24 protein-coding genes are annotated in these 19121 nt (G+C 67.1%); 13 read left to right on the plus strand and 11 right to left on the minus strand.

Going from position 1 to position 19121, the window contains the following annotated elements:
* Positions 1 to 34 precede the first annotated feature (34 nt).
* The 3 genes from ASD77_RS08195 (at position 35) to ASD77_RS08205 (ending at position 1233) form a co-directional block, all read left to right on the plus strand.
* Positions 35 to 421: a hypothetical protein gene (locus tag ASD77_RS08195; RefSeq protein ID WP_055939816.1), complete on the plus strand. Its 387-nt coding sequence runs from the start codon at positions 35 to 37 to the stop codon at positions 419 to 421.
* Positions 422 to 527: 106 nt separating this feature from the next.
* A complete protein-coding gene (locus ASD77_RS08200) occupies positions 528 to 743 on the plus strand; it encodes a hypothetical protein (protein WP_055939818.1) in 216 nt (71 codons plus the stop codon).
* A gap of 64 nt (positions 744 to 807) precedes the next feature.
* Positions 808 to 1233 carry a hypothetical protein gene (locus ASD77_RS08205; RefSeq protein WP_055939820.1) on the plus strand — a complete coding sequence of 142 codons (426 nt, stop codon included), beginning with the start codon at positions 808 to 810 and terminating at the stop codon, positions 1231 to 1233.
* Between the two features lie 101 nt (positions 1234 to 1334).
* Here ASD77_RS08205 and ASD77_RS08210 read toward each other — a convergent pair whose 3' ends face one another.
* Positions 1335 to 1805, minus strand: a complete 471-nt coding sequence (locus ASD77_RS08210; RefSeq protein ID WP_055939822.1) for a nuclear transport factor 2 family protein — start codon at positions 1803 to 1805, stop codon at positions 1335 to 1337.
* A 175-nt stretch (positions 1806 to 1980) separates the two neighbouring features.
* Complete coding sequence (locus tag ASD77_RS08215; RefSeq protein WP_055939824.1) at positions 1981 to 2655, minus strand: hypothetical protein; 675 nt, start codon at positions 2653 to 2655, stop codon at positions 1981 to 1983.
* Between the two features lie 643 nt (positions 2656 to 3298).
* Between ASD77_RS08215 and ASD77_RS08220 the strand changes: the two genes are divergently transcribed.
* From ASD77_RS08220 to ASD77_RS08240, 5 genes are all read left to right on the plus strand, one after another.
* On the plus strand, positions 3299 to 3766 hold the full coding sequence (locus tag ASD77_RS08220; protein WP_055939826.1) for a hypothetical protein: 468 nt from the start codon (positions 3299 to 3301) through the stop codon (positions 3764 to 3766).
* An 879-nt stretch (positions 3767 to 4645) separates the two neighbouring features.
* Entirely contained in the window at positions 4646 to 5170 is a 525-nt protein-coding gene (locus tag ASD77_RS18100; RefSeq protein WP_156383523.1) for a hypothetical protein, read from the plus strand.
* Positions 5171 to 5214: 44 nt separating this feature from the next.
* Positions 5215 to 7077 (plus strand): hemolysin, encoded by a 1863-nt coding sequence (locus ASD77_RS08230; protein WP_156383524.1) that lies wholly within the window; start codon positions 5215 to 5217, stop codon positions 7075 to 7077.
* A gap of 206 nt (positions 7078 to 7283) precedes the next feature.
* A complete protein-coding gene (locus ASD77_RS08235) occupies positions 7284 to 7637 on the plus strand; it encodes an FKBP-type peptidyl-prolyl cis-trans isomerase (protein WP_055939832.1) in 354 nt (117 codons plus the stop codon).
* Positions 7638 to 7760: 123 nt separating this feature from the next.
* A complete protein-coding gene (locus ASD77_RS08240; RefSeq protein WP_055939835.1) occupies positions 7761 to 8261 on the plus strand; it encodes a transposase in 501 nt (166 codons plus the stop codon).
* A 188-nt stretch (positions 8262 to 8449) separates the two neighbouring features.
* On the opposite strand, the gene ASD77_RS08245 is transcribed toward ASD77_RS08240, so the two are convergent.
* Complete coding sequence (locus ASD77_RS08245) at positions 8450 to 9031, minus strand: pyridoxamine 5'-phosphate oxidase family protein (RefSeq protein WP_055941187.1); 582 nt, start codon at positions 9029 to 9031, stop codon at positions 8450 to 8452.
* A gap of 453 nt (positions 9032 to 9484) precedes the next feature.
* Here ASD77_RS08245 and ASD77_RS08250 point away from each other — a divergent pair, with 453 nt between their 5' ends.
* Positions 9485 to 10636, plus strand: a complete 1152-nt coding sequence (locus ASD77_RS08250) for a hypothetical protein (protein ID WP_055939837.1) — start codon at positions 9485 to 9487, stop codon at positions 10634 to 10636.
* Positions 10637 to 10654: 18 nt separating this feature from the next.
* Here ASD77_RS08250 and ASD77_RS18305 read toward each other — a convergent pair whose 3' ends face one another.
* The 4 genes from ASD77_RS18305 to ASD77_RS08270 all read right to left on the minus strand — a co-directional run bounded on the left by ASD77_RS18305 (position 10655) and on the right by ASD77_RS08270 (position 14559).
* A complete protein-coding gene (locus ASD77_RS18305) occupies positions 10655 to 11395 on the minus strand; it encodes a LytTR family DNA-binding domain-containing protein (protein ID WP_055939839.1) in 741 nt (246 codons plus the stop codon).
* Positions 11389 to 12543 carry a histidine kinase gene (locus ASD77_RS08260; protein ID WP_156383525.1) on the minus strand — a complete coding sequence of 385 codons (1155 nt, stop codon included), beginning with the start codon at positions 12541 to 12543 and terminating at the stop codon, positions 11389 to 11391. The genes ASD77_RS18305 and ASD77_RS08260 overlap by 7 nt, the downstream gene beginning before the upstream one ends.
* Before the next feature lie 109 nt (positions 12544 to 12652).
* Complete coding sequence (locus tag ASD77_RS08265) at positions 12653 to 12943, minus strand: hypothetical protein (protein ID WP_055941189.1); 291 nt, start codon at positions 12941 to 12943, stop codon at positions 12653 to 12655.
* 191 nt (positions 12944 to 13134) lie between these two features.
* On the minus strand, positions 13135 to 14559 hold the full coding sequence (locus ASD77_RS08270) for a M20/M25/M40 family metallo-hydrolase (protein ID WP_055939843.1): 1425 nt from the start codon (positions 14557 to 14559) through the stop codon (positions 13135 to 13137).
* 228 nt (positions 14560 to 14787) lie between these two features.
* Here ASD77_RS08270 and ASD77_RS08275 point away from each other — a divergent pair, with 228 nt between their 5' ends.
* The 3 genes from ASD77_RS08275 to ASD77_RS08285 all read left to right on the plus strand — a co-directional run bounded on the left by ASD77_RS08275 (position 14788) and on the right by ASD77_RS08285 (position 16124).
* On the plus strand, positions 14788 to 15105 hold the full coding sequence (locus tag ASD77_RS08275; protein WP_055939845.1) for a hypothetical protein: 318 nt from the start codon (positions 14788 to 14790) through the stop codon (positions 15103 to 15105).
* Between the two features lie 190 nt (positions 15106 to 15295).
* On the plus strand, positions 15296 to 15541 hold the full coding sequence (locus ASD77_RS08280) for a DUF2789 domain-containing protein (protein ID WP_055939847.1): 246 nt from the start codon (positions 15296 to 15298) through the stop codon (positions 15539 to 15541).
* 94 nt (positions 15542 to 15635) lie between these two features.
* Complete coding sequence (locus ASD77_RS08285; RefSeq protein ID WP_235578497.1) at positions 15636 to 16124, plus strand: hypothetical protein; 489 nt, start codon at positions 15636 to 15638, stop codon at positions 16122 to 16124.
* Positions 16125 to 16403: 279 nt separating this feature from the next.
* On the opposite strand, the gene ASD77_RS08290 is transcribed toward ASD77_RS08285, so the two are convergent.
* The gene (locus ASD77_RS08290) at positions 16404 to 16640 is read right to left on the minus strand and encodes a hypothetical protein (RefSeq protein ID WP_055939852.1); all 237 of its coding nucleotides are present in this window, start codon (positions 16638 to 16640) and stop codon (positions 16404 to 16406) included.
* A gap of 181 nt (positions 16641 to 16821) precedes the next feature.
* On the opposite strand from ASD77_RS08290, the gene ASD77_RS08295 reads away from it, so the two are divergent.
* Positions 16822 to 17211, plus strand: a complete 390-nt coding sequence (locus tag ASD77_RS08295) for a hypothetical protein (RefSeq protein ID WP_055939854.1) — start codon at positions 16822 to 16824, stop codon at positions 17209 to 17211.
* Between the two features lie 48 nt (positions 17212 to 17259).
* On the opposite strand, the gene ASD77_RS08300 is transcribed toward ASD77_RS08295, so the two are convergent.
* From ASD77_RS08300 to ASD77_RS08310, 3 genes are read right to left on the minus strand one after another with little or no spacing between them, the layout of a single operon-like run.
* Positions 17260 to 17922 carry a DUF1109 domain-containing protein gene (locus ASD77_RS08300; RefSeq protein ID WP_055939856.1) on the minus strand — a complete coding sequence of 221 codons (663 nt, stop codon included), beginning with the start codon at positions 17920 to 17922 and terminating at the stop codon, positions 17260 to 17262.
* Positions 17915 to 18571 carry a sigma-70 family RNA polymerase sigma factor gene (locus ASD77_RS08305; RefSeq protein ID WP_235578498.1) on the minus strand — a complete coding sequence of 219 codons (657 nt, stop codon included), beginning with the start codon at positions 18569 to 18571 and terminating at the stop codon, positions 17915 to 17917. Before ASD77_RS08305 ends, ASD77_RS08300 begins: the two co-directional genes overlap by 8 nt.
* Positions 18572 to 18599: 28 nt before the next feature.
* Positions 18600 to 19109 (minus strand): DoxX family protein, encoded by a 510-nt coding sequence (locus ASD77_RS08310; RefSeq protein ID WP_055941191.1) that lies wholly within the window; start codon positions 19107 to 19109, stop codon positions 18600 to 18602.
* Positions 19110 to 19121 lie beyond the last annotated feature (12 nt).

The following is a 19121-nucleotide window of genomic DNA, read 5'->3' on the forward strand; positions in this document are numbered from 1 at the left end:
GCCCACCCTACGATGTCAATCACGAGGTGTATCAATGAAGGGTGTAGTCATCATCATCGCTGGCCTGCTCAGCATCGCAGCCGCACTTCCGGCCACCGCAAACACGGTCACGGGTCCCCACGATTGGCTAGTCGGTGACTGGGTGCTCTGCAAAAACCCCGACAAGAGCCCCAAGGACACCATGCGCTTCAAGACCGACGGCACGGGGCTGGTCATGAGTGCGAAAGGCAGCACCGAGCTCGTCTACCGGATACGCGGTGCGCGGCTGGAAATGTTGGCCAATGCCAAGGGCTACGCCATCCCCATCACGCTGACCATCCAGCCCCGGCATGATGTGCTGGAGAATCACGACGCAGACACCGGCAGTATCACCACGTACGTGCGCAAGGATGGCCCTCGCGTAGCGGAGTGCGATGCTTAGACTGAGGTGCTGTTTTTGCCCTCGAACGTACACGGAACCCCCTGCCGCTGGCGCGCCGTATCCCCGCCGGGGTAGGGTGACCCTGCCGCCCTGATCGAGCCAGCGCATGATCACTGAAGCCCAGTACGCCGCCGCTACCGCACTCTTCTCCAGCATCGCCACACTGCAGCAGAACACAGGCGGCCGCGAAGGCATGTTCGACCTGTACCAGCAGTGTTTGGACGTCGTCTGTGGAAAGCGCGTCCTGCCACCGACGCGTACGTTCAACGTGACGTGCGCGCATTGCGGCGAATCCACCGAAGCGGTAGTGCCGTCGGCCTGACCCGGCCGCCAGGTCAGGGGTCAGGGTACCTTTTCAATGAAGCCCGCTCCGCAGCCGCCCCGCCATGACTGAAGCACCCAACCCCTACGACGCCCCACACGCCGTGCTGGTCGAGACGGATCGCGCCCCCATGCGCATGCCGCCGACGATGATGGCGGCGCTGGCGATCTATCTGGTCATCTATCCACTCGAAGTGGTCCCGCTGATCGGTACGCCCATGTCGAGGTTCGAGCTGTTCGTGCCCAGCATGGCGGCAATGGGCGTCTACACCTTGGTGATGACGTTCGCCCTGTGGCGGCGCTGGCAGTGGGCCAGGCTATGGCTGGTCCTGACCACAGCGGTGACGGCCTTCTTCCTGATCCGCATGCTCTGGCGTGGCCTCTCGCCGGAGCAGTGGCATGCCTGCCTCGCTGCGGTACTGCGCATCGCCGTGACGGTTCTGCTGTTGCTGCCTGCCAGCCGTCGGTGGTTTGCGGCCAAGGCCAGTTAGCCGGGCACCTAGACACGTAGCCCGGGTAAGCGCAGCGCACCCGGGACGCCGTGCACGGATAAGTCCCGAACCCCCGGGTGCGGCCTTCGGCCTTACCCGGGCTACTGGATCAACGACTCGTGCGCCACCACGATGCGCCACCCTTCCGGCAGCTTCCGCCAGACCGACGTGGCGATCACCCGCACGTTGCCCTTCTTGCCATCGGGCATCGTGCTGGCCACCTCCATCGACTGCAGCGTGCTGACCACATCCGGCGCGATCACGGTGATCTCCGGCGCCGAACGGTACCGGTAGACGGCGTCGGACGTGCCGCCGCCCCACCATTCGTCCTGCTGGTCCCGCACCGTCTGCCACCCGCGCAGCGTCTGGTCGTCGAACTGCACGACCAGCGCATCGCCGCGCGCATACAGCGCCATGAACCGGTCCGTATCGTGCGCATTGGCCGCCGCCATCATCTCGTCGAGCAGCGGCATCACCTGCGCCTGCACCGACAGCGGCGCGTCGTCGGCATGGGCGTGGGCCGGCGCGAGCAGCGCCACCATCAACAGCAGTACGTGCAGCGCGTGCTTCATCGGGCCTCTCCGCAGAGCATCTGAATGTCGCAGCCCACCGTCGCACCGATGCACGGCGCCCCGACGAGCCAGCCTTCCCCTGTGGCGCATCGTACACCGCAGGCCGGGCCGACCCGCAGCGGCCGCGCGAGCCCTGCGTATCTCCACACGGTGGGCCAAGGCCCACCCTGCGGTGCTACGACGCTGCGGCATCCGTTCGCCCGTAACCCGCCGGCCGCGTCGCGACCTCCTGCCTTCGCCGCTGCACGAAGAAGTAGCCGATCGTCAGCAGGCCGATCGCCGACGGCGCGATCTGCGACCAGGGCTGTCCCACCCGAATCACGTTGCCCACCAGCGCCGACAGCAGGGCGAACAACGACGCGACCAGCTTGTAGACATGGTCATAGCGCCAGAGCGTGGCGAACCAGCGGCGCGGAAACAGCCACCTCACCGCGTCGTAGGCCAACAGCAGGAAGAGCGTGCCGAGTGACGCATACGCCACGATGTCCGGCCGCCCCGGCGCCGCAACCAGCGTCGGCGTGAGCATCAGCGCCAGGGCCAGCGCCACCAGCGTCCACACCGCATCGATGACCGACGGACCGCGTTCGCGCGTATGGATGGACCGCCAGCCGCTGACCAGTTGATACGGCACCAGCACCGTCAGCACCGCGAACACCGGGATGAAGCGGAAGCACAGCGTGCCGACCGCCGCCGACAGCGACACCACCAGCGCAAGCAGGCAGAACACCTTGCCCCATCGCCGGTGCGCGGCGGTGCCCTTGCGGCGCGCGAGCATCGCGAAGCCGATCAGCAGGGCGAGGGTGCCGGCGCCGACATGGACGGCGATGTTCGCAAGATGCGCGGAGGTCATGCAGGTCCCGGGTCAGATGCCCGGCACGCGGGCGGTGCGGAAGTATCGGAGCGCCACGGCATCGCGCGCGGTCCGCCCGGACGAAGCGCGGCTGGCGACGACGAAGGCACGAAACATCGGTACGAAACCGGCATCCACCCCACGTGAGATGACATTCCAGGCCCCATCACTCTCACATGGAGCCCCATCGACGAGGCTCCGCGCTCCGTCGCCAAGGCGTCAAGCCCCGTCCGCAAGGCTCGGAATGCCAAGCGCGAAGCTCGGAATCCCACGCGCAAGCCACCTTCGCTCCGCTGTCCGGGCGCGGAGCACCGACCCTCGTGCTTTTTGCTTCGTCGATGGCCCCTAGAGCGTCGGCGTTCTCACATTTAGCGTCGTCGACGGTGCGAAAAGCGCGAGGTCTCCGAAGCGCCAAGCATCATGCGCAAGGCGCGATGCTCTGGACCTCACACTCTGAGCTCCAAGCGCAAGGCGCCGCGCTCCGTGCCTCACACTCCGAGCTTCGTCGTTGGCGTTCCGAGCGCCATCGACATATCGAAACGCCCTGCATTTGTGAGAGGCAATGCGCGCGATCACGCGCTAGGCTGCGGTCGTCGGCGCCGAGTCGCCGACGTTTCCTTTCAACGTGATCAACGGAGTGACCATGAGCCAGAACCTCGTTTCCCTGCACCTCGCCGCCGACGACCTGAGCGCCATCGAAGCGGCCCTCGACAGCCTGGAGCAGCGCCTCACCGGCCTGGTCGGCCTGACCCCCGACGAACGCCGCCAACTGACCAAGATGGGCGACAAGTCCGAAGCCTTCTGCCGCCAGGCCGTCGTCACCCTCGGCAAGCATTCCGAAGTGCTGCCGCGCAACTTCGACCTGGACGAATACCGCGCCGACCTGGCCGCCCTCGACGTGCTGCGCCCTATCCTGGCCCGCCTGCAGCGCCTCTATGAACGCATGGTCGATACCGAAACGGCGCTGGGCAGCGACGTGATGGTCGGCTCGCTGGAAGGCTACGCCCACCTGCAGGTGAGCGGCCGCGGCGACGGCCTGGAAGGCCTGCGCGAAGCCCTGGGCGCACGCTTCATCCGCAAGCGGCGCGTGGAGACTGAGCCGGCGGCGTAAGCGCCCGCGGCATGGAAGAGAAAGGCGAGCTTCGGCTCGCCCTTCTCATAAAGTCGCCGTCACACGTAGCTCGGGTAAGCGCGGCGCACCCGGGGCGCGTTACAAAGAGCTGTCCGGCCCGGACCTTGGCCTGACCGTTCGGTACGGAGTTGATAGCGGCATGCGTCTTCAACGAGCGTCGAAAGCAAGCAAGGAGCAGGCGCATGATCTATGGAACACCTCGTGCAGGCCGCCGTCCGCGAAGGGCTCTGGTCCTGGGCTTGTGTGCCGGCATGGTGGCGTGCGCTTCCCGTCCATCTGTCCAAGCGCAGACGCCGGATTTCAATGGCGCCTGGTCAGCCGAGTGGTGCGACCGGAACTCTCCGGGTGACCCGTGTGGCACCTTTGCCCTATATCTGATTCAGCGTGGCGAGCGACTGTGTGGGCAGCACTTCGCCGCCACGCCGCGGATGTCCAAGCTGGAGGAGGGTGAGCCTGGCTCGGTGCTTGGCACAGTCGTTGGCTACACGGCCGTCTTGTTGATCGACAACGCGCGAACGGGAGAAAAGAATATCGCCGTCGTGACGCTCACGCCCAAGGGCCTGCGATGGCGTGTGATCGGTGCGGCTGTACGAGGCAAGTGGCCTGGAGACAGCATCATCGGCGGAACGTGGATGCTGAGCAGAGACACATCGGAGCATGCACGCGTGTCATTGCGTGACTTGGAGGAGGCTCCCTGCCGCTGGCCGGATGAGATCCCGTCAGGCTAGCGACGCATCAAGGCACGGCGCAGCCCCGTTGTCGTGCCAGGATCAATACGAACCCCGTACCGCAGATCACCGTAGCGCTCATTCAACTCTGGCAGACTGCCACCTGTCAGGAAAAGGTCAGGAGGACCCCATGGCAATCCCGAGATTCGCAGTTGGCACACTGGCGAGCTTTCTACTCTTCTCGTGCGCTGGCTTGGCTGCCTGCACCTCTAGCCCCCCGGTGCAAGCTGCTAAGGCCGATTTCAATGGCAACTGGTCAGTGCAGTGGTGCGACAAGACCGATCCGGATGCGGACTGTGGCGGGTTCGACGTCGATCTGACCCATGTAGGCGACAAGATCAGCGGCGAGTACTTTGGGGCGAGAGCGCGGCTTGCCCAGATCGACGAAGGCGGGGTTGTTCGCGGCATTGCCATCGGCAATACGGCCATCCTGAGAATAGAAAGCCTGCGAAGCGGAGGCATCTATCTTGTCGAGGCAACCATCGAGGGTCGCTGCATGCATTGGAAAATGCGGGACACCGTTCGTAAACGCGAACGGGACATCGACATCATTGCAGGAGAAGATGTACTGACAAAGCGGAGTAACGTTCCATCAGGCAGTGAACCCCGGCAGGAAATCGACTGCCGTGGTATCCCGATAAGAACACCGGATTGATGCATGGATGACGACCTTTCAGCCACATCGCTGAGGCAACCGACATGGATTACAGGGAACTTGACCAGGCGGAGTACGACCGAAAGCTTCGCATGGTAATAGCGGGCTCCGAGAGCCTGCATGCGCACGCGCAGGATATCGGTGATGACCGCGCGACAATCGGTTGGGGTTATACCCTCAACCGAGACAACAATGTTGCGATCTGGCGCGAGAGCGGCATCGAACTGACCCAGCAGCAGTGGCAAACATTGGCTGCAGTCGATGCCGCTCCAGCCGGCGACAGGACCAGAGTAGGTCTGACGTTTTCGCGGCAACTTAATGCAACCGAGTCCGACCAATTGCTGCGCGCTTCGATGGCGGAATACGAAGGGCCGGCCAACCGTCTGCAGATGCCATTCTCTGATGAACGGATCGCCCTCGTTTCGCTTGCCTACAATCGCGGCGTGGGAATGCTGAATGGCATGCCGCGAAGCAATGTGCCAGAGCACGCGATCATGGAAGCGGTGCGCGACGGCGATCGCGCAGAGGCGTGGTTCCAGATGCGCTACAACTGCTGGGGAAGCAACAACGACGCAGAAGCTGGCCTTCGGAAGCGCCGCTTTGCCGAAGCGCAAGTGTTCGGCTTGTATGACGATCCAAACAACGTTGCGCCTGACGAAGCCCGCAACGTCTACCGCATGTATCAACTTCATCGCGATGAGATCGATCGCGTGGAGCGTGGTTTCGGGGTCACCGTTGAGGGTGACGCCGCCCAGCGAAATCGTATTGCGCAGGCGAATCGTGATTATCCCGCGCTGGTCGATGAATACGGAAACGTACCGAACATCGCGGATGCGCTCGGGCCGGCTCGTACTGTGCTTCTGCGGGAGCTTCGACAGGAGTATCCGGACTTGGCCGATAGATTGACCGATGCCAGTTTCAACGCCGGGACCATTTACCTCGATCCTGGCAGAGGCTTGCGCGACCGTGATGAAGTCGACCGCCAATATCCGACAGATGCCAACAGTGATCGCGTCAACAACCGCAACATCGCGTTGAGGCGTGAGCAGCACAGCACAACGACAGATGATGTTGACCAGCGTCACGCTGCAACCATCGATTCGCAGCGGGTGTCGCGCGGGCGGAATCCACAGGAGATCGCAAGCAACGACCTGCTGATCGGCGAAGGCGGCAACGACACGCTGCGTGCCCATCGTGGCGACGACATCCTGATCGGTGGACAGGGCCGGGACCGGATGGAAGGCGGTGCGGGCCGCGATACGTACGTGATTGATGCCGGCGACACCGTGAGGGACAGCGACGTGGTGGGCGAGGTGCGCTGGGGCGGGCAGCCGCTGACAGGTGGTGCGCGCGCAGCGAACGATCCTGCCAACACCTACCGCAGCGAAGATGGACGCTTCACCTACGCGCTGGAGAACAACACCCTCTCGGTGACGGACACGTTGGCCCGGGATCAGATGGGACGCGAGCCGGCGGCGATCGAAAATTTCCAGAATGGCCAGCTGGGGATAACCCTGAGCGAAGCAGGCGGCGTCGCACGACCGCAGGCAGCGCCGCCACGCGCGGAAGAACAGGAGCGTGTGAGGGCAAGCGAGGAGGATCGCGGGACCGTCGACGCGGTGCCAGGCATTCCCGCCACAGCCATGGAAACCGACGGTCTCCAAAGCAGCCGCGAGCCTGCACGCGGACCCTTCGACGACCCGTACGCCAACAGCGTTTATGCCGCCCTGCTGGCGGGCGACAGCCATGAGCTTGACCGCATCGCCGGCGCATTCTCCCGGTCTCCCGAGGGACAGCGCATGGCGGAGCTGGGCGAACAGATGCTGATCCAGCAGCAGCGTGAGGGGCAAACGCCGTTGCAGGATCAACACGGGCAGGCGCGTGAGGGGCCGGTCATGCGCATGTGATGCGCCTGACGGAAGCGCCGGAGTCAGAGGATCAACAAGGAGTCCACGTAGCCCGGGTAAGCGCAGCGCACCCGGGGTGCATTGCACGTCACGGTCGCGATCCCCGGGTGCGGCCTTCGGCCTTACCCGGGCTACGTGAAGCCCTTGGGGTTCACGGGCGATAAACTACGGCCCCGACACTTCTGATCCTCACAAGGAACACCCCCATGGCATTCACCACCACCGCCTCCGGCCTGCAGTACGAAGACAGCGTCGTCGGCAGCGGCGTCGAGGCCAAGCCCGGCAGCAACGTCACCGTGCACTACACCGGCTGGCTGTACGAGAACGGCGCGCAGGGCGCCAAGTTCGATTCCAGCAAGGACCGCGACGAACCCTTCATCTTTCCCCTCGGCGGCGGCATGGTCATCAAGGGCTGGGACGAAGGCGTGCAGGGCATGAAGGTGGGCGGCCAGCGCACCCTCATCATCCCCGCCAACCTCGGCTACGGCGCCCGCGGCGCCGGCGGCGTCATCCCGCCCAATGCCACGTTGAAGTTCGACGTGGAACTGCTGGGTACCTGAGGAATCATCTCGCGTAGCCCGGGTAAGCGCAGCGCACCCGGGACGCATGACACGTAACCAATCCGTTCCCCGGGTGCGGCCTTCGGCCTTACCCGGGCTACGGGTTTCCGTTATGGTCGCGGCATGGTCAGGTATCGCCGCAATCGGATTGCAGGCGCAACGTACTTCTTCACCGTCACGTTGCGGGACCGCAGGAGTGATCTTCTCGTTCGCGAGATCGATGCGTTGCGCGCCGCTTGGCGTGTGGCCGCCAGACGCATACCGCATGTGGTGATCGCCGCCGTCGTCCTGCCCGATCATCTGCATGCGGTGATCCGCATGTTGGACGCGACCGCTGACTATCCGCGGCTGTGGCAGGACATCAAGAAAGGGTTCACGCGCCGTGTCGTCCCGGCCGGCGTGCCATCGCCGTGGCAGTCGCGTTATTGGGAACGCACGGTGCGCGACGAGGCCGAGCTGCAGGCGCTGGTCGATTACGTGCACATCAATCCGCTCAAGCATGGGCTGGTGGAAACCGTGGCTGCCTGGCCGCATTCCAGCTTCCATCGGTATGTGTCGCGGGGATGGCTGCCGCGTGGTTGGGCGGTAGATCATGATGTCGCGGGTCGGTGGGGCGAACGGTAAGCGTCCATGTGGATCGGTTGCGAGGTCACGAAGCATGCGTAGCCCGGGTAAGCGCAGCGCACCCGGGGTGCCTTGCCCGGAGCGTGTCCGAGACCCCGGGTGCGGCCGTTGGCCTTACCCGGGCTACGTGGCTCAAGCCCGCCATCGCACGCCATCCGTACCCATCGAACGGCGGGCCTTGGCCCGCCCTACGGTGTGCTGCGCAGCTCGGCGAGCTGCGCCTCCAGCGCCGCAATGCGCCGGTCGCGCTCATCCAGCGCACGCTGCACGTCTTCGGCCTCGAAGCGGATCGGGATGTACTTCGGGCAGTTCCAGTCGAAGGCTTCCACGTGGATGGTCATCGTGCGTTCGGTCCGCTCTTCGCCCGGTGTTTCCTCCACGCTCAGCCGGCCCAGCAGCTTCATCCGTTGCCGGTGCGTGTAGTCCATCAGGATCAACGCCACGCGGTCGTCGTTGGCCACATTGCCCACGCTGACGAACTGGCGGTTGCCGGGCAGGTCGGTGAACGCCAGCGTCTTCGCATCGACCACGCGCAGGAAACCCGGCGCGCCGCCGCGGTGCTGCACGTACGGCCAGCCGGTTTCCGACACGGTGGCCATGTAGAAACTGCGCTGCGCGTGGATGAAGGCCGCCTCGTCGGCCCCGAGTGCGGCATTGCGCACCTCGTCGCCGGACTCGAAGGCGCGGGCGTACTGCGCGCGGCTGCCGTCGCGCGCCTGCACCTCGCGGACCGCAGGGGTGAAGGCGATGTTCGCGAATGCGTGTCTCATGTCGGTCTCCTCGCGCGGCGGGCCGGGTGGGCCCGGGCCCACCTTCGCACATCATCCGGCACGTAGGGCGGGCCTTGGCCCGTCATCGCACGCCATGGGATCTCCTTGAGCGGCGGGCCGAGGCCCGCCCTACGGCGCTTTGCGGACAGGTTGCGATGCAGGCTGCGGCCGTTCGCGTTGCCCGGGGCGACGTCGGCGGCGACCGCGGCCTTGCTGCATGCATCAGACGGTGGGCCAGGGCCCACCCGACGACGCTGGGATCAACGGCATCCGCGAGGGTGCGGATGACCGGCGTTTCGTCCCCTGCCATGCAAGGCTTGCCATGCCCGGGACGCGCTCAACGGACATCCCCCACCGGGGCGGATACCATCGCGCGTCGCGGCGGACGAGGGTGCATGGGTGATCGACACGGAACGGAGGAGGGGTGTGGACGCAGTCGAGATGAGAACAGGGGTGCGTCGCACGACGCGCGCACTGGCCGCGATGGCATTCGCCGTCTTGCCGGGCATGGCATCGGCCAACATGCTGATGCTGCATGCGCAGGGCGATCCCGGCGACCGGGAGCTCTACTTCACCAACCTCATGATGGCCGATCGCACGCCGATGGAGGCGATGCTGGGGACCACGTCGATCCGCGAGATCGAGGTGTTCGGTCTGTACGAGAACGCGGCCAAGCCGGACTGGAGCGTGCTGAAGCTGCAGTTCGAGTGCCCGGTCGAGCCCATCCCGTCGTCGCCGAAGGCCAGGCGCGCGACCGGGCCCGCGGTCGCGGCGCCGCTGCGCTGGCGCATGGGCGAGCGCAGCTATCAGTTCACCCGCGACGCCGACAACGTGCCGCTGCCGCCCACGCCGTGGCAATCCGTGTCGAACCCCGCCTACCGGAAGGCCGGCATGCTCGCCTGCAATGAGCTGCTGACGCAGTCCGCGATGCAGGCCGCAGGAGGATGGCAGGCGATGGACCCCGCCAGGCTCAATGCCGGCCTGGCGCCGCTCGGGATCGGCGAGGTGATCTCGGTCGCCCAGACCACGAGCATCGTCAACGTGGGGAGCTTCGTCTGGCGCGATATCTGGAAGGCGCAGAAGCCGGGCGGCGCGCGGGACCGGCGCCTGTCCGACGCGGAGATCGCCAGCAACCGGCGCGAGCTGGCGGCGGTGGCGGCGAAGATGGAGACGCTGGATGTGCAGGCGCAGGCGTTCGCGCAACCGATCATCGACGCCGACCGCGCCGAGCAAGAGTTCCTGACGATCGCGAAGAAGGTCCAGGCAGGCCGAAAGGTCACCGAGCTGGAGGGATCGATGCTGATGGTGTGGCTGGGCAAGCCCGAGGCGCTGGCGCTGGCCCGGCTGGGCGCGAACCCGCAGGTGACCGAAGCCTCGGGGATGCGCTTCATCAGCCACAGCGACCAGGCGGATACGCGATCGGCGGTGGTGAGCGCGGCCTCGGGTCGCGTGCTGTCGCAGGCGGGCGCCTACACCGCGTGCGACGTCAGCTTCGTGACCGTGCCCGACAGCACCGGCGCCTGGCGCGTGGCGGACATCCGCATCCGCTCCGAAGGCCCGGCGGGCGGCATGTGCCGCTCCCTCCTCAACACCCCGGCGGACTGACGACCGGACCTGATGGCGTCACGTCGATGCGCCGTCGGCGGGTGTGTTCGCCAGCCGCTGCTGGACATCGCTGCGATAGCCGCGCCCGGTCACGATCACCCGGCCGCAGTCCAGCGTCAGGCGGTAGCGGCCGGAGCCCAGGGTCAGGATTTCCGCGACCGCGGCGATGCGCACCACCGAGGACCGGTGCACGCGCAGGAACGCGCGGGCATCGAGTGCCTGGATGAACTCCCCCAGCGGACGCCGGTAGGTGAACGTGCCCAGTTTCGTCTCGATGTCCAGGTAGTTGCCCTGCGCACGCACGACCTGGATGTCGGCCTCATCCACGCGCAGGGTGCGGCGGCCCAGCTGCAGCGACAGCATCCGCCCGCTGGCGGGCGTCGTCCGCGGCGGCGTGTCGGACTGCGTCGTCAGGCGCGACACGGTGTCGCGCAGGCGCTCGGCCGAGACCGGCTTGAGCAGGTAATCCACCGCCCGGTCCTCGAACGCGCGCACGCCGTGCTGGTCGTAGGCGCTGACGAACACCACCCGGGGCGGGGGGCCGTTCCACCGGCGCAGCGCGGTGAAGCCGTTGCCACCGGGCAGTTCGATGTCGAGGAACAGCACGTCCACCTGCGTGCGCTGCGCCAGGCGCATCAGCTCATCCACATCGGTGCATTCGGCCACCACGTGGATGACCGGCCCGGCGACCTTGCCCAGCAGCCGTCGCAAGCGCTGCCGTGCCAGCGGTTCGTCGTCGACGATGACGGCGGTCAGCACGTGGCGTCCCTCGCGGCGGATGCGGCGGGCAGTGGACGCGGAGCGGCCAGCGGCACCTGCAGCGCGACGCGGTAGACGGCCGGGTCGCGGGCGTCCCGGAGCAGCTGGCCACGCTCGCCGTACAGCAGGCGCAGCCGTTCTTCCACCGCGCGTTGTCCCAGGCCGTTGCCGTCCGTGCGGGGGCCTTCGACGGCGCGCGAGTTCTGTACCGACAGGTGCAGCGTCTGCCCGTCCTGCCAGGCCGCGACCTCCACCCAGCCCGGCACGCGCGATCGTGCGATCGCATGGACGATGGCGTTCTCCACCAGCGGCTGCAGGGACAGCGTGGGCACCGGGATATCCAGGCAGGTGTCGTCCACGCGGACGCGGGCGTCGACCCGTTGGCCCAGCCGGATCTGTTCGATCATCAGATAGTTGCGGACATGCGTCAGCTCGTCGCGCAGCGGGCGTTCCTGCAAGGTGTCGGCACGCAGGCCGTCGCGCAGCATGTCGCAGATGGCCACCAGCATGCGGTCGGCCTGGTCCACGTCGGTCTGCATCAGTTCGGCCACCGAGTTCAGGGCGTTGAACAGGAAGTGCGGGTTGAGCTGGGCCCGCACCGCCTCCAGTCGCGCCAGCGCCAGGCTTTTCTCCAGCGCCGTCACCCGGTGCTCGCGGTCTTCCATGTGCTCGAAGTAGACCAGGCCGTGGACCATCGCCACCACCATGATGCCGAGGATCAGGTTGTTGCTGACGCTGGTGCCGAGCACCTCGAGCAGCGGTGGCCGCGTGGGGTACCAGTCGAACAGCGGATTGGACAGCCAGGCGTAGACCGCTTTTGCCACGATGAAACCCACCACCAGACCGGCATTGATCGCGAGATGTTTCCCGACGCGCCCGCCCCCCAACGGAAAACGCGACACCACCAGATACGCCGCGACGGTCATCGGTACCCAGGCCCACGTGCTGCCGATGGCGTACGTCAGGGCACCGGTCCAGCCATACACCTCGCCATCGGCGGACCGCATGTCCACCAGCTGCCGCGCCAGCATCAGCCCGTACAGCGTCCACCAGCCGGTGATGGCCGCGACCAGCACGGCGAAGCGCACGCGCGGGCGGCGGTGCGTCCCGGTTGCGCGCGGAGAGACAGTGTCAGCGTGGTCGTGCATGGCGTGCGTCAGTCCCCGGCCTTCCGACAGGCCGCGGGCATTGTGCGGGACGGGATCGACGCGCGCACCGGTGCCGACCACGGCGCCGGTACCCGCTCCGCATGGAGGCTCAGCGTGCGTTGCAGACGGGCGGGTTGGTCATGCCGAACGAGAACAGGTTGCCGCCATTGACGGTGCAGGCATAGGTCTTGCCGCTGCTCGTCTTGAGCGTCACGTAGGTGTTGACGCCTTCGGTACGGCGTTCGACCAGGGTGAGTTCCGACGGCGACAAGCCCAGCACGCCGCCGGTTTCGGAGAGGATGCGTTCGTCGGACAGGGTGTTGGTCTTGGTGGCCACGGCCGCGCAGCCGGTAAGCGAAGCGACGAACAGGGCGCTGATGAGCAGGTGTCGGGAGTTCATCCGGGTTCCTTTGAAGAGGCGGGGCGCCGGAGCGTCGCCCTGCAAGGCGGCCGAAGGCGCGAGGCCATCATCGGAGCGCGCGTCGAAGCGGCTCAAGCGCACGGGGACGAGCCGCACCGGCGCGGTGATCAACGACACCTTCGCCCGGGATAGCCGGCACGGGCCGCGCCTTCATCCCGCCGTCCGCACGTTCACTGCGCGGGCAACACCTGCGCCGGTCCGCCGGTGACCTTGCCGCGCGTCTTCGCGGTTTCGCCCAGGTAGGCGAGCGCGAACTGGGTGAACTTGACGCTGTGCTGCGCGCTTTCGCCCATCGTCGCCAAAGTGTCGTACGGCGTGTGGATGTAGCGGAAGCTGCCGTTCGGATCGCCGGCCTCGAACATCATCGCCGCCGGATAGCCGGCGTTGGTCCACGACGCATGGTCCGAGCATGCATACCCGCACGCCACGCTGCCGCGGGTCAGGCCCATCGGCGCCAGGTAGGTGTCGAACAGGGTGATGAAGAAGCTCTTCAACTCGGCGTTGGAGTAGTCGCTGATCAGCTTCATGTCGGTCACCGCACCGGCCTTGTAGTTGGTCATGTCCACCTGCAGCACGCTGACCACGTTGACGCCGCTGGCACGGAACGACTGCGCGATGGCGTTCGACCCGCGCAGGCCGACTTCTTCCGCCGCATAGCCCATGAACTTCACCGTGCGCCGCGGCTGCCAGCCGTCGGCCAGGGCGATGCGCAGCGTCTCGGTGAGCGTGGCGATGCCGGAGGCGTCGTCGTCGGCGCCGGGCGCGTGCTGGTTGGGGTCGTAGGGATTGCTGCCGTTGATCGAATCCAGGTGCGCGCCCAGCACCACCACCTCGTTGGGCAGGTCCCAGCCGGGGATGGTGAGGATGACCGACGGCTGCGTGCCGCAATTGCTGCACGCGGTGAACAGTTCGGTGGTGATGTCGCTGCGGCCGGCGGCCAGCGACTGCCAATGCGTGCGGATCCACTCGGCCGAGGTCTTGCCGTGGCTGCTGGCGAAGTAGCGGTTGCGGTAGCCCGACAGGTGGTTGATGGTGTCGTACAGGCGCTGCTCCTGCACCTGCGGCAGCCAGCGGTTCACGGTGGTCCGGTTGTCGAGCGTGTAGCCGGCGAGCATCGACGTCGCCATCGCCTGCTTGGCGCGGTCCGCCTGCACGAAGGCCTCGGCCTGCGCGCGTGTCGGGAAGGCGAAGTAACCGCCGCAGCGGCGTTCGTTGACGTGCACGTGTTCGCTGATCGCCCCCAGGCGATCGGCCCGCGTTTCGGCAATCACCAATGGCTGGCCGGTACTGTCGTGCTGCGTGACCGCCTCGCGGCCCAGGCCACGGATACCCTGCCAGGTGTCGCGTGAGGTCACGATGTAGACCGGGGCGAAGGGGTCGGTGGGTGAGGGTGCGGCGGATTGCGCGGTCGGGGCGCGGGGCGTGGCCGGCGCTGGCGCGACACGTTCGACGGCAGTCGCGTTCCAGCGCAGCGCGAAAGACGACGCCTGCGCGCGCGTGCCGGACGCCTGCACCGCCTGCAGCGCGTCCGAGCGCAGCAGCAACAGGCTGACCAGCAGGGAAAACAGCAGCTTCGCCGGCAAGAACGGTTTCATCGTCGCCTCCCCCGGAGGACGCCTGCAGCCATGGCCGTCACGCTACCACTTTCGTGGTGGGGGCATGGGGGAGGCGGCAGTGGGCTGGGATGAGCGTACGCACCCGTGCGTCGTGCGGCATGCGCGTCCCACCGTTGGCCATCCTCTTGTGTCGCCCCCCCTCACCACCGCCTGACGCCATACCTCATGCATGGCATAGTCCAACCCCATCGGCCCTGGGGAAGCGGCATGACCATTCGTGACCACCTGCGCAAGCGAAAAGCGCGCTACCTCTGGATCGGCGTGGTGTGCCTGGTGACGGCGTTCGTGCTGATCGTCACCCATGAGATTACGGATCGGAATATCTACAGCCACATGGCACTCGCTTTGCTGCTGGCCTACATGGCCTGCATCGTCCTCTCGCGCAGCATCGCCTGCCCGCGCTGCCGGAGCGCGGTCGGCGGCTATACCAGTTGGCTCAACCTGCGCCCGAATGCAGTTGCCCGGCGCATCAACTTCTGCGCGCACTGCGGGGTGGATTTCGACGCGCCTGTCGCGCGCGCCTGATCAGCATGCCGCACGCTGATCCGCGCTCTGTCGGCTGCGTAGCCCGGTCCGCGCAGCGAACCCGGGATGGCTTGCCACGGAAGCCGTCCGAGTCCGCGGGTGCGGCCGTTGGCCGTACCCGGGCTACGTGTCAGTCACTCGCTTCACGCATACCCGGATAGGCTGGAACCCTCTCCCACGAGGCACCGCCATGGAATCCACCGTCCACCCCTTCTCCGACCTGTTCGCCCAGCTCGGCCTGCCCGACGACAACACCAGCATCCAGCAGTTCATCGCCGCCCATTCCCCGCTGCCCAACGACATGCGGCTGGAGGAAGCCCCGTTCTGGTCGCCCGCGCAGGCGCAGTTGCTGCGCGAAGAGCGGCTGGACGATGCCGACTGGGCGATGGTGGTGGATCGTTTGAACGTGGCGCTGCACGCCAGCCCGAACCCCTAGGGCGGGCTCAAGCCCGCCATCGCGGACGATCAAATGCAACACGGTGGCCTAGCGCCCACCTTGCGTCTCAGTCGCGCGTGGCATAGTTCGGCGCATGGGAATACATGCCGAAAAACGCGGTGGCGATGATGTCGTAGGACAACGTCTCGCCATGCGAGCGCCCGAGAATCCGTACCAGCCGCCTTCTGCGGTGATCGAAGCTGGGTCCCCGCGTCCCGCACAGCCCGTTGGTCGCCGGCCGTATTCCCTGTGGGTGGTGCTCGCGTGCTACGTAATCTACAACCTGCTTGAAGCAGTCTCGTGGCTGGCGGTCCTGCCGCGGGACGACGACCTCACCGGCGTGGTGGGGAGTGCCTTCTATTCGCTTGGCATCGCAATCTGCCTGTGGCGGGGCGTGAACTGGGTGCGATGGTGGGTCGTGCTCACCACGCTGCTGACTCTGCTCTTGTTGATGTTCATGGTCACGCGCGGCATCGCAGACAACAACCGCGTTGTGGTGATCGCGTGTCTCCTGCGCATCACCGTAGCCTTCCTGTTGTTCCTGCCGTCAGTGCGCCGATGGTTCGTACCTCGCGGCGCCTGAGTCCGTAGGGCGAGCTCAAGCCCGTCATTGCGCGCGCCCTGCTAGCGTCCGCGTGAGCCTGCTGCCGCAAATGTAAATGGACGCGGACCTCCGCACCGACGCAGACTGCCCGCGTCGGGAGCGTGTGGAATACAACACCCTCCACGGGAAATACACACGACCGTCCTTGACTCCGGTGATCCACTCCCGACACCTCTCGCCGCGCGCCGGCATCGGCGGCCAGACGCAGACCGCCATCTTCATTCCGATGCGATCACGCGCGGTGGGCCAAGGCCCACCCTACGTGGAGGTGGCGTCGTCCACCCAGCCGTTCGCGCGGGCCAGGGCGATGGCGGCGTTCTCGGCGGATTCGCGCGTGGCGTAGCGCGTGCGCGTGACCACGTCGGCGCGGGCGCGGCCATCGGCGATGCGGAACATGGCGCGGCCCTGCCAGTAGGTGACGCCGAGCGGATCGACTTTCTGCAGCGTCTGCACGGTCAGCTGGCGGCCGTCTTCGGTGATCGTCTTGACGCTCATGCCACGACCTTACCTCCAAACGCGGGCAGTTGTCGCCACGGCCGCGGGAGGCGCGCGACGGCGGCCGCATCGGGGGAGGGAAGGCACATGCCCCCGCAGGCACACCGTCGTCGTGGTCGCGCATCCGTTCTACCTGCGTGACGCGTAGCGCTGGAGCCTCCCGCCGAAAAACGGAATCCCGATGCGCCTGTTTCTGATCGCCGCCGCCGCGCTGTCCTTGTCCATGCCCCTGCAGGCCACGTCGCTGGACGGGGCCTGGGTGGTGGACCTGTCCACCCAGCCGGACACGCCCTATACGCAGCCCATGCGACTCACGCTCAACGCCGACGGCACGGTGACGGGCAGCTTCTACAACAGCGTCATCGAGGCCGGCCGGTGGAAGGAAAGCCGCGGCCGCCTGTGCGCCAGTTTCCGCACTACCGATGGCGTGGGGCCGTACCACACCGCGGTCTGCCTGACCGGCGACACCGCCAGTGGACAGACCTGGGCCGAGCACCGCGACTTCCTGTTCAACTGGAACGCCACGCGTGCGCCGGTCGCCAGCGAGCCTGGATCCACGCCCGGGCGTTGACCGCGCCGCACGTTGTCGACAGGCGGCGCATCGTCCGTGCGTGACGTATCAGCGCTTGGCGTAGCCGATCCACGCGAACAGCGGGCGGCCGAACAGCAGGCACAGCAGCGACAGCACGACCACCGCGCCCAGGTGCCACAGCAGCACCATCAGCGCGGTCTCGCCGCCGTGGTACAGGCTGACGCCGGCGGCGGACAGCGCGGCCGCGCTCAGCGCCACCAGCATCGCCGTCGGCGCGGGCCGCACCACGCCGGCGTGGCGCACCATCACCAGCATCAGCAGGCCCAGCGGCACGCTGGTCATGGTGATGGCCACGGCGCATTCCGAACTGACCGCTTCCATCAGGAAGGCATCCGCGCCCATGCGCACGTAGTCGCGCAGGCAGCCCCAGCCCAGCCCGGCCAGCCACAGCAGCAGCGCCGGCAGCGGCAGCCACATCCAGTGCGGTGAGCGCCCCGGTACGCTGATCTGGAACACCGCGTACGCCGCCAGCAGCCCGGTCAGCACACTGGCGATCCATTCCAGCATCAGCGGCGCCTGCGCCAGGTCCGCCCTCAGGCCGGTGCGCAGGCCGTAGACCGAGGCGATCATCGCGATCAGTAGCGTGGCCAGCGCCACCCACACCGCGGTGCGGCGCAGCGGCGAGGACAGCGGGCGCACCGGTTCGGCACGCGCGGCCAACTGGTCGATCAGGCGGCGGGTATCAGTCATGGGGGACGTCCTCTTTGCCCAGGGCGTGCCGGAGCGATTTCAGCGCGCGGTGGCAGGCCACCTTCAGCGCGCTGACGCTCTGTCGGCTTTCCGACGAGGCTTCATTCAACGACAGGTCTTTCAGGTGCACCAGTTCGATGGCCTGCTGCTGGCGCGGCGTCAGGTCCGCCACTGCGCGGCGCACGTGCTGCGCGGCCTGGCCGCGGGCGAGGGCGTCCTCGGGCCCGGGGCTGTCCTCGTCGATGCGGTCGAACGGTTCCTCGGCCAGCACTTCGTGCTCCACGCGCCGCGCGCGCCGGCGCAGCACGTCGATGCAGCGGCGCGTGGCGATGGTGGCCAGCCAGGGCTTGAACGGGCGTCCGGGTTCGTAGGTGTGGCGCACGCCGTGCACGATGATGAGGATGTCCTGCACGGCGTCTTCGGCGTCCTCGCGGTTGCCCAGGTAGCGGCGCGCGATGGCGCGCAGGTACGGCGCGATGGCGTTGAGCAGGGCGTGGTACGCCGCGTTGTCGCCGCCCTGCGCGCGCCCCATCCACGCGCTCCACGCGTCGTCGTCGCCCGCAGGCGTCTGCAGGGCGTCGGCAGGCATCGCATCGGTGCGCTGCGGCTCGACCACGACGGGTGACGGGAAAGCGAGGAGGGTGGCCATCATGCGGCTCGCGTCGGTGGCTGCCAAGTCAACGCGCGGACACGCCGTAGCGGCGTGCGATCAGGGCGTCCAGCGACAGCACGCCCGGTCCGCGCGCCATGACGTACAGCAGCGACACCGCCCACAGGCCGTGCGTCGCGAACGCGGCCGGATATACGAAGACCTGGATCACCAGCGTCATCGCCAGCAGCGCCAGCGCCGACAGCCGGCTGGCCAGGCCGATCACCAGCAGCAGCGGGAACACATGCTCGGCGACGGCCGCGAGATACGTGGCCAGCTCGGGCGGCAGCAGCGGCAGCGCGTACTCGCTGCGGAACAGTTCGATCGCGTTCTCCGATAGGCGCGGCCATCCCAGCTGCACCGTGCCACCGAGCGGGTCCAGCACCAGCCCTTCGATCTTGGTCTGCCCCGACAGCCAGAACGTCACCGCCACCGACACGCGCGCCAGCAATGCGATCAGGCTGTGCGGGATGCGCGCGACGTGCGCCAGCGCGTCGGCCAGGCGCTGCCCGGCGCCGCGACGCGGTTGTGCGGTCATGGGAGAGGTATC

It is taken from the genome of Pseudoxanthomonas sp. Root65, assembly GCF_001427635.1.
Classification (GTDB): domain Bacteria; phylum Pseudomonadota; class Gammaproteobacteria; order Xanthomonadales; family Xanthomonadaceae; genus Pseudoxanthomonas_A.